Source organism: Bacillus sp. FSL P4-0334, assembly GCF_038004825.1.
Taxonomy (GTDB): Bacteria; Bacillota; Bacilli; order Bacillales; family Bacillaceae; genus Bacillus; species Bacillus velezensis.
Genome location: NZ_JBBORX010000001.1, coordinates 1,692,949 through 1,708,230, shown reverse-complemented (window position 1 = coordinate 1,708,230; position 15,282 = coordinate 1,692,949). Strand labels below are relative to the sequence as shown.

Sequence of the window (15,282 nt, the reverse complement as noted above, 5' to 3'; positions counted from 1 at the left end):
TTCTTCTATAAACCTAAACGCTCAAAGATCAAGTCGACGTTTTTCAAATGATAATTGTAGTCAAAGCAATCGGCAATCTGTTCCGGTGTGAGACGGGACGTGATTTTTTCCTCCGCTTCCACAAGCTCACGGAACGGCACTTGTTTTTCCCATGCTTCCATCGCTTTCGGCTGAACCGTGTCATATGCTTCTTCACGAGGCAGACCCGTGTCGATTAAAGCAAGCAGCACGCGTTGAGAATAGATCAAACCGAGTGTGCGGTCCATGTTGCGTTTCATATTTTCCGGGAATACCGTTAAGTTTTTGACGATATTGCTGAATCGGTTCAGCATGTAATTCAGCGCGATTGTCGCGTCAGGAAGAATGATGCGCTCAGCTGATGAATGAGAAATATCACGCTCATGCCATAACGGTACATTTTCGTATGCCGTCAGCATGTACCCGCGGATCACGCGCGCCATGCCCGTCATATTTTCCGACCCGATCGGATTCCGTTTATGAGGCATAGCCGATGAACCTTTTTGTCCTTTTGCAAAAAACTCTTCCACTTCACGAGTTTCACTCTTTTGCAGACCGCGGATTTCCACTGCGAATTTTTCAATGCTCGTCGCGATCAAAGCCAGTGCCGCCATGTAATCCGCATGACGGTCGCGCTGTAATGTCTGAGTGGAAATCGGCGCCGCTTTCAGGCCGAGTTTTTCACAGACATACTGTTCTACGAACGGATCAATATTTGCATATGTGCCGACCGCGCCGGAAAGCTTCCCGACTTCGATCCCTTCTTTTGCCTGCTTGAAACGTTCAAGGTTGCGTTTCATTTCTTCGTGCCAAAGCGCGAGTTTCAGGCCGAATGTCGTCGGTTCCGCGTGTACGCCGTGCGTGCGGCCCATCATGACCGTGTATTTATGTTCTTTCGCTTTTTCTTTTATAATGTCAACAAATCTCTCAATGTCCTTGAGCAAGATCTCATTCGCCTGTTTTAATAGATAGGAAAGAGCGGTATCCACGACATCTGTTGACGTCAGGCCGTAGTGAACCCATTTTCTTTCTTCGCCTAATGATTCTGAAACCGCGCGGGTGAATGCAACGACGTCATGGCGCGTATCCTGCTCGATTTCCAAAATGCGGTTGATGTCGAAAGACGCGTTTTCGCGCATGACTTTGACGTCTTCTTTCGGAATGACGCCAAGCTCAGCCCAGGCTTCACAGGCTAAAATCTCGACTTCCAGCCATGCCTGGTATCTGTTTTCGTCCGTCCAGATCGCGGACATTTCAGGTCTTGAATAACGTTCGATCATTATGCTCGTCCTCCGTCTCTTTTCATCCATATGTTCGTGATGTCCTGAATCCATGTTTCATCAGGCTTCCGTAAAAATGTCATATGCCCCATTTTGCGGCCTTTTTTAATCTCATGTTTTCCGTACAGGTATAGTTTGGCTTCCTTTAAAAGCTCCGTATGCTCCTCCGCAAGCTTCACTTCATCACCGAGCAGATTCACCATCATTCCCGGTTTGAGAAGATCGGTTCTGCCGAGAGGAAGTCCGCAGACCGCTCTGATGTGCTGTTCGAATTGGCTCGTTTCACAAAGGTCGAGCGTATAATGCCCGGAGTTGTGAGGACGCGGCGCCAGTTCATTAATCAAAAGGTCTCCGTCTTCCGTGACGAACATTTCCACCGCAAGCGGCCCGACAAGTTCCAATTTCTCCGCGAGCTGAACGGCAAGCGCCTCTGCCCGCTTCTGAACCGTTTCCTCCGCTCTCGCGGGCACGATGCTTTGGAACAGAATATTATTTTTGTGGATATTTTCAGCAGCCGGAAAGGTTGAAATCTCACCGTGTACCGATCTCGTCACGATAACGGAAAGCTCCATCCGGAACGATACCCAGCTTTCAAGTATGCACGTGCCGTTTTCTAACAGCGCAGCCGCTTCATCTGTCTGTCCTTCTTCCTTAATGACAAATTGGCCTTTGCCGTCATATCCGCCGCGGCATGTTTTCAGCACCGCCGGGAGCCCCAGTGCCTGAACGGCTTCCTCAAGCTCCCGTCCGCTGTTTACGATCCGATAAGGCGCGACTTGACAGCCTGCTGACTGGATCGCCTTTTTTTCCGTTTCCCTGTTTTGGGTGATGAGCAGCAGCTCGCTTCCCTGGGGAAGATATGCATGTTCTTTGAGCCAGTTGAGCGCCTCGTAATCGATATTTTCAAATTCGTAGGTAATGATGTCACTGACTCCGGCCAATTTTTGAATCGCTTCACGGTCATTGTACTGGGCGGTAATCTCAATATCGGCGATCTGTCCGCATGGCGAGTCTTTCACGGGATCGACGACAGCGACTTTATAGCCCATTTGTTTTGCGGCGACAGCCATCATTTTTCCGAGCTGTCCGCCTCCGATAATGCCGATGACGGCGCCGGGGTAAATCGTTTTTTTATCAGACAAGCTGATCACTGCTTTCCAGCACAGTTTGTTTTGTCGCATTTCTTCTCGCCTCTAGTTTATCCGCAATGTCATCGTCAAATGCCGACAAAATTTGCGCGGCTAACAGACCCGCGTTCACTGCGCCCGCTTTCCCAATCGCAGTCGTCGCGACCGGCACGCCGCCGGGCATCTGCACGATAGACAGAAGAGAATCAAGCCCGTTAAGCGATTTTGTCTGAACCGGTACGCCGATCACCGGCAGCGTCGTTTTGGCCGCCGTCATTCCCGGCAGATGCGCCGCTCCTCCGGCTCCGGCAATAATGACTTTTAAGCCCCTGTCTCTGGCGCTTTCTGCATATTCAAACATCAAATCAGGCGTCCGGTGCGCGGATACCACCTGTTTTTCATAAGGAATGTGAAGTTCGTCAAGTATGTCGCATGCATGTTTCATTGTCTCCCAATCGGAGGTGCTTCCCATGATGATTCCTGCTAGCGGCTGCATTCTGTTCCCACCTTCTCATGCTTTGTTTTTCAGAAAAAAAAGCCCGGCTTATATTGCAACTATGAGGAAGCAATACAAACCGGGCATGGCGCGCGTATCGTCAGTCGTTCGCTTCTGCGATATCCATGTCAGCTGTTTATCACTTTCCTGCATAGTCCGGCCGTTTACGGCAGCCGGGTAGAAACTTATGGGCCATATTCCCAAGATTATATGAGGTCGTGTTTTGATTTCATGTTTATCTTAACAACGGACTTGGATAATGTCAACGACATTATCGAACGATATAAAAATTCTTTCTTTTAATGTTCGTGTTTAGATCAATTTCCCTTCAAATACGATTTTTTTCCCGCAAGGAACGACTTGAATTGATCCATTTTCTTTCTTTTCTGTAAAGATCGGCTCTTCCATCCGCCGGACGGGCATATAGCCCTCTTCCTTCATTAAAGTGAGAATGGTGTCAATCGTTTCATCTTCCGTTACTTCAAACCGTTTCTTTTTTGGCTTTGTCATTCCTTAATTCTCCTCTTCTTCACTGCTTTCACCCAGAATCCGCCGTGGATCGTTTTCGGCTCAAAGGCGATGATAAACGCTTTTTCATCAAGTGTTTTAATCGTATCATAAAGCTGAAGCTCATATTTGCGCGGCGTCAGAATCTGCATGGCGGTCCGGTCTCCTTCAAGTCCGCCCGCAACCCAGCTTGTAACCCCGTATCCTTTTTCCCGGAGCTGTTTCGGCAGGTCCAGATCAAGCTCCTTCGTAATGACGTTGACTGTAATATAGCCGAGCGCCAGTTTTTCCTCAATTTTCATTCCCACTATAACACCGATGCCGTAGCCGAGCGCATAGGCAATGACGTTTTGAATTTGATTCAGATTGCCGAGCACGAGACTCAGGCCGGTTACATACACAAGGATTTCAATCGTACTGATGCCTGCGGCGAAATAGCGCTGTCCCTTTAATGTCAGAATCATCCTGATCGTAAAGAAAGAGACATATATAATGTTAATGATGAGAATAATGAGAACCATACCTATACTGTTGGATAAAATCGTCTGCATCACTGATTCCCCTCCTCTGATACTTTGAAAAGCATCAATCCTTCAATTAAGGATAGTTTACCCTCTTTTCATCATTTTCAAAAGAAAAAAAAGCCCGCCCCGCAAGGCAGACTTTCAAGCTCTTATCAGTGAAGCTCGGCTTTTTTCAATCGTTTGACGGCTTCATATTCCTTCTCAAGTTCACTCAGCGTGTATCCGGACAGTTCCTGAACATGGTCTTGATAAAACCCTGAGCGGATCAGTTTTGTCCTCAGGTGCTGTTTTTTCCGATTAATGGCTTCTCGCAACAACGGGGCCATCTTCATCATCCCTTTCCGAATCATAAAGAGTAGTGCCGCTTTCGAATTGCTGTTGCTCTCATCATATCTCGGCCGGGTCCTCAAAACAACACGCTTTATTAGAAAAATTTGTAAACATTGTGAAAGACAAATTTCGACTTATAAAGGGATCAGCGAAGCAGTAAAGTACTCTGAAATAAGCGGCCATGTCACAGCCGTAAAAATGAGCATGATGATAACCGCCGCGGAAATACAGTACATCACGTCAGCCGCAGGCTTTTCAGCCGATTTGTATAGAATCTGCACAAACTGCACCATCGCCGAGGCGGCCAGAAACAAGGTCAGCGCTGTAAACACCACGGTGATGACCGGCAGATTCAATATCGCGAAAATCATCCACACGATAGAGCTGGCGACAGCCGGAACCAAAAGCGATCCGACCCCCGCGGCCGCATCCCGCATCGTAATTTTCTGTTTCATCATATAGCGTGATACAAGCCAGACCGCGCCCGCCGCAGCGGCAAAAAAGACGAGCGTATACACGAGAACGACGGTAAAGCCGTCAAAAAACGTATGATGCCGCTCCCCGTATCCGAGAGGCCTTTGCTGGCTAGCCCTCAGCTGAAACCAATTTCCGATTGAGAAAAAGATACTGAATACAAGCATTGAAATAAGAGCATATTTAAAGCGGGAAAAGCCGTCTTCCCCAACGACCTTCACCGGTGATGTCAAAATGCGCAGCGCGAAACGGCAATAACGTTTGACCGCGGCCCATGCAGAAGCGAGTTTTTCCGTAAAAGCCGGAGCCGGGCGCCGTTCCTTATCTTTTTTCTTTTGCTTTTGATAACGTCCCGCATTTCTGGACATTCTCGACAGCGGTTCTTCATCAGTCCCCTGATGCTGTTTTTCTTCTTCCAACGTTTCTTTTCTTTCTTCCGTCATGTCAGCAACTCCTATCAAAAAAATACGGCGGAATTTGTTAAACAAGAAAATAAAACACTTATATAAGGTACCGAAGCGTCCTTAAACAGTCAAGCGGTTTTCTTCACCCGGACACCCACATGACGTTTTATAGTATGTATTGGTTTTACGGAATAGGACAAAAACAAAAAACCGGCTTAACTCAGCCGGTTTTTCCGTTATTTCAAGAAGATGAAATACAGGATAAAGATGACGAACAGCCCGTACATAATCGGGTGAACGCTTTTTCCTTTTCCTTTGCAGATCATTGTAATCGGGTAGAATATAAAACCGATCGCAATCCCCGTCGCAATGCTGTACGTCAGCGGCATCATAATCATCGTTAAGAATGCCGGCACAGCCACCTCGAATTTATCCCAGGCGATCTTCCCGAGCGGCGCCACCATCAGCGCGCCGACAATAATTAAAGCCGGAGCCGTCACATTCGTGGTGACAACTGACAGAAGCGGCGAGAAAAACATCGCCAGCAAAAAGAGAATGCCCGTCACAACAGCCGCGAAGCCGGAGCGCGCCCCCGCCGCAACGCCTGAGCTAGATTCAACATAAGAAGTCGTTGTGGACGTACCGAGTACGGCTCCGATAACGATTGATGTTGAATCCGCCAGAAGCGCTCTTCCCGCACGCGGAAGTTTGTTTTCCTTCATCAGCCCGGCCTGTGTCGCTACAGCCACCAGCGTTCCGGCCGTATCGAAAAACCCGACGAACAGGAACGTTAAAATGACAATCAGCATTTGGACGGAGAAGATATCCGGAAGATGCATCCACGCCTGTCCGAAAGTCGGCGCAAGACTCGGCACGCTGCCGACAATGTGCGTCGGAACCGGAATCAGTCCGCAGACCATGCCGGCAACCGCCGTCAGAAGCATTCCGATAAATACGCCGCCGTTTACGCGAAGCACCATCAGAATGACCGTCACAATAACACCGAAAACCGTCAGCAGCACAGGGCCGCTGTGAATATTGCCGATAGACACCAAAGTCGATGAGTTCGCTTCAATAATGCCCGAACCCTGCAAACCGACAAATGTGATAAACAAACCGATACCCGCGCCGACCGCCAATTTCAGCTCAGGCGGAATCGCATTAATGATTTTTTCCCGCAGTCCCGTCAGCGAAAGCGCCACGAAGATAATTCCGGAAATCAAGACGCCGGAAAGCGCAGCCTGCCATGAAATCCCCATGCCGAGTACGACAGAGAAAGCAAAAAACGCATTTAATCCCATACCCGGCGCAATCGCGATCGGATACTTTGCAATGAGCCCCATTAAAATACAGCCGGCCGCAGACGCCAAGGCTGTAGCGGTGAACACCGCGCCCTGATCAATTTTTAATGCTTCGGGAAATCCTTTCACACCGTTTAAAGACAATGTCAGCGGATTGACGAACAGAATGTACGCCATTGACAAAAAGGTCGTTAAACCGCCGATGATTTCATTACGATAGCTTGTCCCCAGCTCATCAAACTGAAAAAATTGCTTCAAGCCAATTGCCTCCTTCATTCTCTCCCATTTATTCTGCCCGTTATCCGCCAAATAAAAAACGCCCCAAATACATTTGGGACGCTTGACTACATACGTTCAGTCTGAATAAATAAGAATGGATTATTTATATCAAACGATTGAGATTGATCCGTAGTCAAGCCATTTACGGTAGCTTGGTAGAAACTTGCGGGCCATATCCCCGCCATTATACGATATCTGCATATTTGATTTCTGAGTCTATTGTATCAATTCAATTTTGAAAACTCAATAAAAAAAACGAACAATCCCGTTAAAAAAATTTGGTTTATTCGTTAATTGACCAAAAATGGAAGACGGCAAAACCCGCCTTCCAGACATCATTTTCCGTCCGCAGGCCGGACCGGCACCGCGAATGTGATCCCCTTATCATCCGCCAGCAAGTTCATAGCCGTTTGATTGACGTACAAAGCATATGAATCGAATGAGAAATCGCACAACGAATAGTCTTTATCGGACGAATCATCTAATTCAAAAACGGATTCCATTTCACCCGTTTTAAGGTTCGTGACTTTCGCCTTATTCCCTTTCAGATAATAGCCTTTTTCATACTCATTAAGCGATGGCCAGGTTTTCATTTTTTTCGTATTGCCGAGACCGATTGACTCACCGACATTCATCAACTGATCTTTATCCGCTTTGCTGTAATTAATTCCTGTGAATTGATAATCGACGATCACCCGTCTGCCTTGCTGTTTGATCTTTTTGACGGTGATGCCGACATGATGATGTTTCGTTTTATAACTGACGGGCAGTTTTGTTTTCAGAGGGACGATTTCTCCAGGCTCTGATTCTGATTTTACATCGCCCGTTATGAAAAGTGTTTTCGCTTTCGGGTCTATCGGTTTGCTGAATTGAGTTTGGCCGCGTATTCTTTTCCCGCCGCCGGGAAGGTTCTTCCTGTTGCCAAGTTCAATAGCCGCTAACGTCATTTCATAATGGTTTCCTGCATCATCCGTTGCTTCGTCAATCGAGATGGCATCATTTTTAGCTGCATTTTGAAAGTCGACTGAATACAGGAGAGCCGATCCCGTCGTTCCGTTTTCCGCCCGGATATCGAAAAAGCGGTATAACCCGTTTACATTCACAGCTTTCGTTCCTTCAAGAGAAACGGACTTTTGTTTTTTAATCGGGAGTGTAAAGCGCCAGTTTCCGGGAATATCCTTGATTTGTGTAATGACAAGCGGAAGCTTATCACCGTCTTTCATCTTTGGGCCGTCCGCAAAAAAGCGAAGCTGCCCCCCGTACTGCCCGTCTTTCACTTTTTTCATGCCCTGACTGTCATAATCCAAAGATAATATATTCCGGCTGTCTTTATAATCTACTTCAAAAGGAATATCCTCCTCATCAGATTTCAAATTGTCAACGGTAAAATTGTAAACGAGCTGTCCGCTGTCGTAATACACACTTTTCACTGTCACCGTGATTCCGCGCGATTCCGCTTTCTCGTTCAGTTTTGTCACCAAATTGCTTTTAAACAGCGCAGAACCTGCCTTATCCTGAAATACCCTGTAAATCTGCCCGGCAACAGGGATGTTTCCCATAGCCGTGTTAACGGAGGGCATGAATAAGCCTGAGGACAGATACAGAATAAACAAAGCAGCAGCAACCGCGAGTCCGTTTATCACTTTTCGTCCCCATCTCCGTCTGACGGCGCCTTCTTTTCCGGCACGGACAACGGCGCTGTGTATCACGTTTTTCAATTCATCTTTCGGCACGTCAATGTCCTGATACAATTGCTTCATTTGATGCTTTTCCATATATGTTTATCCTCCTTTTCCAGCTCCTGCTTCAATGCTTTTCTCGCCCTGTGGAGATGCGTTTTTACAGTGCCTTCCGCCATACCGGTCTGTTCAGCGATCATAGCAATCGAGAAATCTTGAAAATAATAAAGCTGAATGGTCAGCTGTATATGTTCGTCAAGGGTTTCCAGGGCATTCCGAAGATCTATGTATTCTTCAATGTTCTTATTCTCCGCGCGCGTATCGTGTTGCGGCTCAAACGGAATGACGTCTCCGTGCTTTTTCCTCATCGCAAAAATCGTATGAAGCAAAATCCGGATCAGCCACGTTTTAAAATATTTCGGCTCCTTCAGCTGCGCGATATGCAGAAAAGCCTTGTAAACCGTTTCCTGCACTGCGTCCAGCGTATCTTCCTTGTGATGCAAATAGAGATAAGCTGTTTTATATAAAGTCTCCTGATGAGCTGTGATCAGTTTTTCAAAGGCTGCGGCATCACCTTTTTTCGCCTTTTTGATCAATCGTTCTTCCTTCACCTTATCCACCTCCTATGCTGTTAGATATGAATCAGGGCAAAACGGTTTCAAAAAGATGAAAAAAAACGCCTCTTTTTTAAAAAGAGACGTTTTTTTATCTTGATTTATTCCCACTCAATCGTTGCAGGTGGCTTGCTCGTAATGTCATACACGACGCGGTTGATGTGTTTCACTTCGTTGACGATCCGTGTCGAAATCACTTCAAGCACATCCCAAGGGATACGCGCCCAGTCAGATGTCATGCCGTCAATTGATGTTACGGCACGGATACCGATTGTGTAATCATACGTTCTCGCATCTCCCATGACGCCGACGCTGCGGATGTCAGGAAGAACCGTGAAGTACTGCCAGATGTCGCGCTCAAGGCCGTGGTTCGCCACTTCTTCACGCAGAATCGCGTCTGATTCACGAACGATCTCAAGTTTTTCTTCCGTTACTTCGCCGAGTACGCGGATGCCAAGTCCAGGGCCCGGGAACGGCTGACGCCATACGATATCATCCGGAAGGCCGAGCTCTGTGCCGAGCGCGCGCACTTCGTCTTTGAAAAGGGTGTTCAGCGGCTCGATCAGTTCAAACTGCATATCTTCAGGAAGTCCGCCGACATTGTGATGCGATTTGATCGTTTGGGCCGTTGCAGTACCGCTCTCGATAATATCCGTGTAAAGCGTTCCTTGCGCAAGGTAATCGATGCCTTTCAGCTTGTCCGCTTCATCATCAAACACGTAAATGAATTCGTTACCGATGATTTTGCGTTTTTGCTCAGGATCAGAAACACCTTTCAGCTTGTTTAAGAATCTGTCTTTCGCATCAACTTTAATGACATTCATATTAAAGCCTTCGCTGAACGTTTTCATGACGCCTTCAGCTTCGCCTTTACGAAGCAGGCCGTGATCGACGAAAATACAAGTCAGCTGGTCGCCGATCGCTTTATGAATTAAAGCAGCCACAACAGAGGAATCAACACCGCCGCTTAGCGCGCATAGAACCTGCTTGTCTCCGACTGTTTCACGGATTTTTTGCATTTCGATTTCGATAAAGTTTTCCATTGACCATTTGCCTTCACAATCGCAAACGCCGAATACAAAGTTTTTCAGAAGATCATTGCCGTATTCAGAGTGGCGCACTTCCGGGTGGAACTGAACGCCGTACCAATTCTTGTCCGCTTTGCTCATCGCTGAATTCGGGCAGTGATGGCTTGTTGCGTCAACAGTGAAGCCTTCAGGAACTTCTACAACCAAATCGCCGTGGCTCATCCACACAACCTGTTCTTCCGGAAGATCTTTGAACAAGTCAGGAGTTCCTTGAATCTGAATGTTCGCTTTTCCGTATTCGCGCTGGCTTGCCGCCTCGACTTTCCCTCCGAGGTAATGAGTCATCAGCTGCATGCCGTAGCAGATGCCCAATACAGGAATATCGAGTTCAAAGATTTTTTCATCACAGCGGAAAGATCCTTCATCATATACACTGTTCGGTCCGCCTGAAAGGATAATTCCTTTTGGATTCATTTCTTTGATTTCCTCAGCTGTCAACGTATGGGGGTGCAGCTCGCTATATACGCCAAATTCACGGATCCGGCGGGTAATCAGCTGGTTATACTGACTGCCGAAATCAAGAACAAGAATCATTTCATTCACTAACTTCGTCATGGTTGTCACCTAATCTCCTCTAAGTTTTTGACACAGAAAAAACGGAGGACAAACGTTCAGCCCTCTGTCGCGCAAGACTTGTACGGAAGCCCGGCTTTTTAACGCTCCCGGGCTCCCATTTAACATTCATTTATTCTAACAACAGGACGATATGCGGTCAAGACTATCTTGTTTTAATTATATTTTCCCACAACTGTCCCGATTCATTCCAAAGCTCCGCGGCATTATCCCTGCGGTATAAGGCCCGCTCATAGCGTAGCGTCAGCTCGGACATGTCGTTTGTATGGTGCGCCTCGTCAATCCTCGCAGCAAAATCGCGCAGTGTTTCTCCGTCTCCCCTGCTGAATCCTTTTCGTTTCAGCTGGCGGAGCAGCGCGGCATATGCGTCGAAAAAGACGTCTTCATCCGTACGCCGCTTCAATCTGGCTGCTGTAACGTGCGGAATCCAGCGCGCCCGGAGCAGCCAGGCGAGTGCCGCCGCGGCTGAAATCACGATGACGATGGCTGCATACGACCATAGCTGTGCCGCGGTTTTGTTGCGGATCACAGGCTGCGGTGCCGCGCTGTGATCCCGCTTTTTCGGTGTTTCCTCTTTTTCCGGCTTTGTTTCCTGACGCTGCTTGTCAGACGGTTCATCCGAATTTCCCGCTGAGCCTCCGCTGTCTTTTGCCGCGGTATGATTTTGCTCTGACGTAAACTCCGTCGGATTGGTGAAGCCTTTCGTCGGCTCAAACGTCACCCAGCCCTGATCGGGAAAATACACTTCTACCCACGAATGGGCGTTGTTGTTTGTGACTTCATAAATGTGGCCGTTATGGTCGCCTGCCCCTTTATATTCGCCGGATGTATAGCCCTTCACCCAACGGGCGGGGATTCCCGCAGAGCGGAGCAGCACAGCCATTGCCGATGAAAAGTTATCACAATATCCTCTTTTCGTTTCAAACAGAAATTGATCGACATAATCCTGATTGTGCTCCGGAACCGCGACATCCTGTGTATTATACGAAAATGCGGAAGATCCGAGATAATCCTCGATCGCCTTCGCTTTATCGAACATATTATGATGATCCCGCGTCAGTCTGTCCGCAAGCTGTCTCACTCTTTTCGGAAGGCTGTCGGGGACCTGTAAATACCGGTCATTGAATTGATTCTGCTCACGGTATCGTTTCACTTTCACTTTTCGGAGATCATTCAGCTTAAAGACGGGCGCCTGAAAAGTCACCGTGTACCGTCCCATATTGCGGATGTTGCCCACTTGTTCACTGACCGGCGTAATTTGCTCGGTGTTTCCGTTCATTTCAAGCTGAATCGAGTGCTTCGGTTTAATATTGGAGACGCCGATCGGATACATGACGTGATTATAGAGATAATTCTCATCAATGGACACCTGTGCCGTATACCGTCTCGTCTGCACACTCCGGTCAAACCATATATCTTCCACGTTGCCGCCGTTCAGTTTATAGGACATGCCCTGATCGGTCTCCACCCAGCCTTTCCCCGTGTATGTATCCTTCGTTTCCACCCGGAAGTACGCCCGTTCTTTTCCGTTCCATGTGAAAACCGGCGTATCATCCTGCTGAAAAGGGCCGCCCAATGTTTCATCATGATTGCCGTAGCCGATTTTGCTTTCGGCGGCGGGCACTTCTTTGTGGTTTGTTATTTTTTTAAGAAACGGCACGGGGTCCGGCCAGTTCGGGTCTGATTTCGGAGCCGCCAGACCGAACACGACGGAAGCGCAGATAAACAGCATCAGCGGCAGAAACCATTTGAGTATCAATCTTTTTTTAAACGCTATGTGTTCCGTAAGCCGGATGCGCTCCATATACAAAAGCCCCATCATCAAAAAGCCGATAAAGACGATCCGGATGACGGCGTACGCGGCATCATAAGGAGTAAACGTATCAAGCACGGTGATATACGCCACCGTCATGATAAAAAAGAATAATATTTTCCGCTGATAGATCACCCAGTAATGCAGCAAATACACGAGCAGCCATAAAAGTACAAAAAACAGCAATGTGCGGAATGACGGATTCATATCATTCCATCTTCCGGTCCCGATGTGGCGGGCATTTTGCATGACGTCCCGCAAAAAAGAAACGAGCCATTCCGGCTGAAAAACCGAACCTTTATAAAACAGGATGTAAATACTGATCAACGTAAACAGAATGCAGGACGGCACGGTGACGTACCACCTCATCCGGAAGAATGACAGCAGAAATGCCAAACCGATAAAAACGATGAAAAAACCGGTATGTTTTGTATCTGTAAAATTGTGCAGCGGCCTGAGCCATTCCCATAACAATAAAAAAGCGAGAAAATAAAACAGCAGCAGACTCAGCCTGCTTCCCTGGTTCTCGTCATGCGGCATGGCGCGCCACCTCTCTTTCTAAACAACATGGGACACCCGTTTGTCCCTGATCATTTGCACCTTAATATTTTTTTGAGCGAAGATGAGAGCGAGTTTCCGTTCTTTCTCCGAAAGCGCGGCATTCGTTTCTTTCGCCAAAAACACCGTCATGTCAGCACGGCCGGGCTCAGCCTGTTTGAGAAGGTCTTCTGTAAGACTGCCCGTCACGACGGCAATGGAAGCTTTGCGGACGCGCGGATCCGCCAGCTCTTTTCCTAAACGCCCGCCTGCATCGGCTTCTTCCGATTCTGAAGCTGATGCCAGGTAACGCAGCATCTTTCTGAAATGCCGGTCTCCCTCCCGGACGGGAAAAACGGTCCGGTCGCTCCCCAATGAAATAAACCCTGCGGGAGAGCCCTTCACAAGCGCCGTGTAAAGCAGGGATGCCGAAGCTGATACCGCGGCTTCAAACGATGGGGACGGCCTGCAGTCCAAAAGGAGAATCATATTCACACTCTGCAGCGGGTCAAATTCCTTCGTCATCAGCTCATTTCGCCGCGCCGATGTTTTCCAGTCAAGCGCGGAAAACCGGTCGCCCGGCTGATAATTTCTGACGCTCGCAGCCATTGCGGAGCGGTGTACCTGAAACGGAGCGCCAGCAGCCGCACCCTCTTCTCCGGAGGCAGCCTGCGGCTTATAGTGAACAGACCCGTACGCCGGGAAAACCAGAACCGTATCCGTAACGGAAAACGACGCCGTCTTGTCCAAAAGCCCGAGAACATCTCCCGTCCGCACTCTTATCGTATGTAAATGATGCTCTCCGCGCGGCACCTGCGGCAGCTCATATTGTAACGTCAGCTTCCTTTGAAACCACGGAAACACGAGCTGTTTCGCACTGCGCCTCTCGCCAAGCGTTTCCGGCATCACATCTTCAATGACCATATATGTCAGCGGAAACGGCAGGCGCCTCGTCAGCCTGATGGTGACAGACAGCCTGTCGCCTGAGGTTAACTGGGCAGAGGACACGTCACGCGCCACCTGAAACGCCCGCAGCGGGTACACAGCGACCAGCCCGGCGTAAACGGTAAACGGCAAAAACGCATAAAATAAAAACCAGCTCACAAATCCGCCCTGAAACATGGCATAAGAAAAGACAGCCGCCGTCAGTACGGCCAACATAAGCAGCTTCCAGCCATATAGAAGCCAATGCATCTTCTTTCTCATTAGCGGACCGACATCCTTTGAACGGGGACTTTTTCCGTCTGCATGATGTCTTCTATAACCGCTTCCGGCGTCACATCGTTAAATTTCGCCTCGGCGGTCAAGATCATTCTGTGCGGCAGCGTATACGGAGCCAAATACTGGACGTCATCAGGAATGACGTAATCGCGGTCATGAAGCAGCGCGTACGCCTGCGCAGCTTTCATTAATGAGATTGAACCGCGCGGACTTACGCCCAGATGTACGGACGGATGCCGGCGGGTATGCTGAGTAATGCCGACGATATACGCTTTAATTCCATCATCCACCCGCACCTGCTCCAATTTTTGCTGAAGGCTGATAAACTGTTCTTTAGAAATGACGGGCTCGATTGTTTCAAGCGGATTGCGCCCTTCCTGCAAAGACAGAACTTGAAGCTCTTCCTCGGCAGTCGGGTAGCCCATGCGCAGCTTAAATAAAAACCGGTCAAGCTGGGCTTCGGGAAGCGGATACGTTCCTTCATATTCAACCGGGTTTTGTGTGGCCATGACGAAAAACGGCTCAGCCAGCCGCATTGTGTTTCCGTCAATCGTGACATTCCCTTCCTCCATTGCCTCAAGCAGGGAAGACTGCGTTTTCGGAGAGGTTCTGTTAATTTCATCAGCCAGCACGATATTCCCCATGATCGGTCCAGGGCGGTATTCAAATTCCATCGTTTTCGTATTATAAATAGAGACACCCGTCACATCTGACGGCAGAAGATCCGGCGTGAACTGAATCCTCTTAAAGTCAGCTCCGATCAGCTTGGCCAAAACGCGGACCATCATCGTTTTTCCGACTCCCGGCACGTCTTCCAGCAGCACATGCCCTTTTGCGAGAATGGCGGCCAGACTGAGTATGGCGATATCCCGTTTTCCTATGATGATGTTTTCAATATGCTCAACGGCTTTCTCCAGCAGCGGATGCAGCTCTTCTTTATAAGCCATTCTTCTCCTCCTAGTCATCTCTCAAATTTCAATTATCGTAACCTAACTTTACCACAAAATATAAACAGTA

Annotated in this window: 14 protein-coding genes and 2 riboswitches; all 14 genes read right to left on the bottom strand. The window is 48.3% G+C overall.

The window, feature by feature from the left end; all coding sequences use genetic code 11:
- Positions 1-5: 5 nt before the first annotated feature.
- Complete coding sequence (purB, locus tag NSQ37_RS08830; RefSeq protein WP_016937017.1) at positions 6-1,298, bottom strand: adenylosuccinate lyase; 1,293 nt, start codon at positions 1,296-1,298, stop codon at positions 6-8.
- The gene (purK, locus tag NSQ37_RS08825; RefSeq protein WP_051025512.1) at positions 1,298-2,479 is read right to left on the bottom strand and encodes a 5-(carboxyamino)imidazole ribonucleotide synthase; all 1,182 of its coding nucleotides are present in this window, start codon (positions 2,477-2,479) and stop codon (positions 1,298-1,300) included. The genes purB and purK overlap by 1 nt, the downstream gene beginning before the upstream one ends.
- Positions 2,433-2,921, bottom strand: coding sequence for a 5-(carboxyamino)imidazole ribonucleotide mutase (gene purE, locus NSQ37_RS08820; protein ID WP_007609846.1), 489 nt, complete (start codon positions 2,919-2,921; stop codon positions 2,433-2,435). The genes purK and purE overlap by 47 nt, the downstream gene beginning before the upstream one ends.
- A 132-nt stretch (positions 2,922-3,053) precedes the next feature.
- Positions 3,054-3,155: riboswitch (purine riboswitch) on the bottom strand.
- A 78-nt stretch (positions 3,156-3,233) separates the two neighbouring features.
- Entirely contained in the window at positions 3,234-3,431 is a 198-nt protein-coding gene (locus NSQ37_RS08815; protein WP_007609843.1) for an NETI motif-containing protein, read from the bottom strand.
- On the bottom strand, positions 3,428-3,982 hold the full coding sequence (locus tag NSQ37_RS08810) for a DUF2179 domain-containing protein (RefSeq protein WP_025284369.1): 555 nt from the start codon (positions 3,980-3,982) through the stop codon (positions 3,428-3,430). The genes NSQ37_RS08815 and NSQ37_RS08810 overlap by 4 nt, the downstream gene beginning before the upstream one ends.
- A 122-nt stretch (positions 3,983-4,104) precedes the next feature.
- On the bottom strand, positions 4,105-4,278 hold the full coding sequence (locus tag NSQ37_RS08805; protein WP_003155777.1) for a Fur-regulated basic protein FbpA: 174 nt from the start codon (positions 4,276-4,278) through the stop codon (positions 4,105-4,107).
- A gap of 138 nt (positions 4,279-4,416) precedes the next feature.
- A complete protein-coding gene (locus NSQ37_RS08800; protein WP_099566467.1) occupies positions 4,417-5,199 on the bottom strand; it encodes a hypothetical protein in 783 nt (260 codons plus the stop codon).
- 197 nt (positions 5,200-5,396) lie between these two features.
- Complete coding sequence (locus tag NSQ37_RS08795) at positions 5,397-6,719, bottom strand: NCS2 family permease (protein WP_007408891.1); 1,323 nt, start codon at positions 6,717-6,719, stop codon at positions 5,397-5,399.
- A 131-nt stretch (positions 6,720-6,850) separates the two neighbouring features.
- Positions 6,851-6,952: riboswitch (purine riboswitch) on the bottom strand.
- 123 nt (positions 6,953-7,075) lie between these two features.
- Positions 7,076-8,515 carry a DUF4179 domain-containing protein gene (locus tag NSQ37_RS08790; RefSeq protein WP_326365027.1) on the bottom strand — a complete coding sequence of 480 codons (1,440 nt, stop codon included), beginning with the start codon at positions 8,513-8,515 and terminating at the stop codon, positions 7,076-7,078.
- A complete protein-coding gene (locus tag NSQ37_RS08785) occupies positions 8,497-9,030 on the bottom strand; it encodes a sigma-70 family RNA polymerase sigma factor (protein WP_033574951.1) in 534 nt (177 codons plus the stop codon). Before NSQ37_RS08785 ends, NSQ37_RS08790 begins: the two co-directional genes overlap by 19 nt.
- 104 nt (positions 9,031-9,134) lie before the next feature.
- Entirely contained in the window at positions 9,135-10,676 is a 1,542-nt protein-coding gene (gene guaA, locus NSQ37_RS08780) for a glutamine-hydrolyzing GMP synthase (RefSeq protein ID WP_007408887.1), read from the bottom strand.
- A gap of 163 nt (positions 10,677-10,839) precedes the next feature.
- The gene (locus tag NSQ37_RS08775) at positions 10,840-13,047 is read right to left on the bottom strand and encodes a DUF4129 domain-containing transglutaminase family protein (protein ID WP_341123583.1); all 2,208 of its coding nucleotides are present in this window, start codon (positions 13,045-13,047) and stop codon (positions 10,840-10,842) included.
- Positions 13,048-13,065: 18 nt separating this feature from the next.
- Positions 13,066-14,250, bottom strand: coding sequence for a DUF58 domain-containing protein (locus NSQ37_RS08770; protein WP_059366755.1), 1,185 nt, complete (start codon positions 14,248-14,250; stop codon positions 13,066-13,068).
- Positions 14,250-15,212, bottom strand: coding sequence for an AAA family ATPase (locus NSQ37_RS08765; RefSeq protein WP_122503757.1), 963 nt, complete (start codon positions 15,210-15,212; stop codon positions 14,250-14,252). Before NSQ37_RS08765 ends, NSQ37_RS08770 begins: the two co-directional genes overlap by 1 nt.
- Positions 15,213-15,282: the final 70 nt, after the last annotated feature.

Coding starts and splice junctions, on each gene's coding strand:
- purB (WP_016937017.1), bottom strand. CDS start 1,298: ATGATCGAACGTTATTCAAGACCTGAAATGTCCGCGATCTGGACGGAC.
- purK (WP_051025512.1), bottom strand. CDS start 2,479: ATGCGACAAAACAAACTGTGCTGGAAAGCAGTGATCAGCTTGTCTGAT.
- purE (WP_007609846.1), bottom strand. CDS start 2,921: ATGCAGCCGCTAGCAGGAATCATCATGGGAAGCACCTCCGATTGGGAG.
- NSQ37_RS08815 (WP_007609843.1), bottom strand. CDS start 3,431: ATGACAAAGCCAAAAAAGAAACGGTTTGAAGTAACGGAAGATGAAACG.
- NSQ37_RS08805 (WP_003155777.1), bottom strand. CDS start 4,278: ATGGCCCCGTTGTTGCGAGAAGCCATTAATCGGAAAAAACAGCACCTG.
- NSQ37_RS08800 (WP_099566467.1), bottom strand. CDS start 5,199: ATGACGGAAGAAAGAAAAGAAACGTTGGAAGAAGAAAAACAGCATCAG.
- NSQ37_RS08790 (WP_326365027.1), bottom strand. CDS start 8,515: ATGGAAAAGCATCAAATGAAGCAATTGTATCAGGACATTGACGTGCCG.
- guaA (WP_007408887.1), bottom strand. CDS start 10,676: ATGACGAAGTTAGTGAATGAAATGATTCTTGTTCTTGATTTCGGCAGT.
- NSQ37_RS08775 (WP_341123583.1), bottom strand. CDS start 13,047: ATGCCGCATGACGAGAACCAGGGAAGCAGGCTGAGTCTGCTGCTGTTT.
- NSQ37_RS08770 (WP_059366755.1), bottom strand. CDS start 14,250: ATGAGAAAGAAGATGCATTGGCTTCTATATGGCTGGAAGCTGCTTATG.
- NSQ37_RS08765 (WP_122503757.1), bottom strand. CDS start 15,212: ATGGCTTATAAAGAAGAGCTGCATCCGCTGCTGGAGAAAGCCGTTGAG.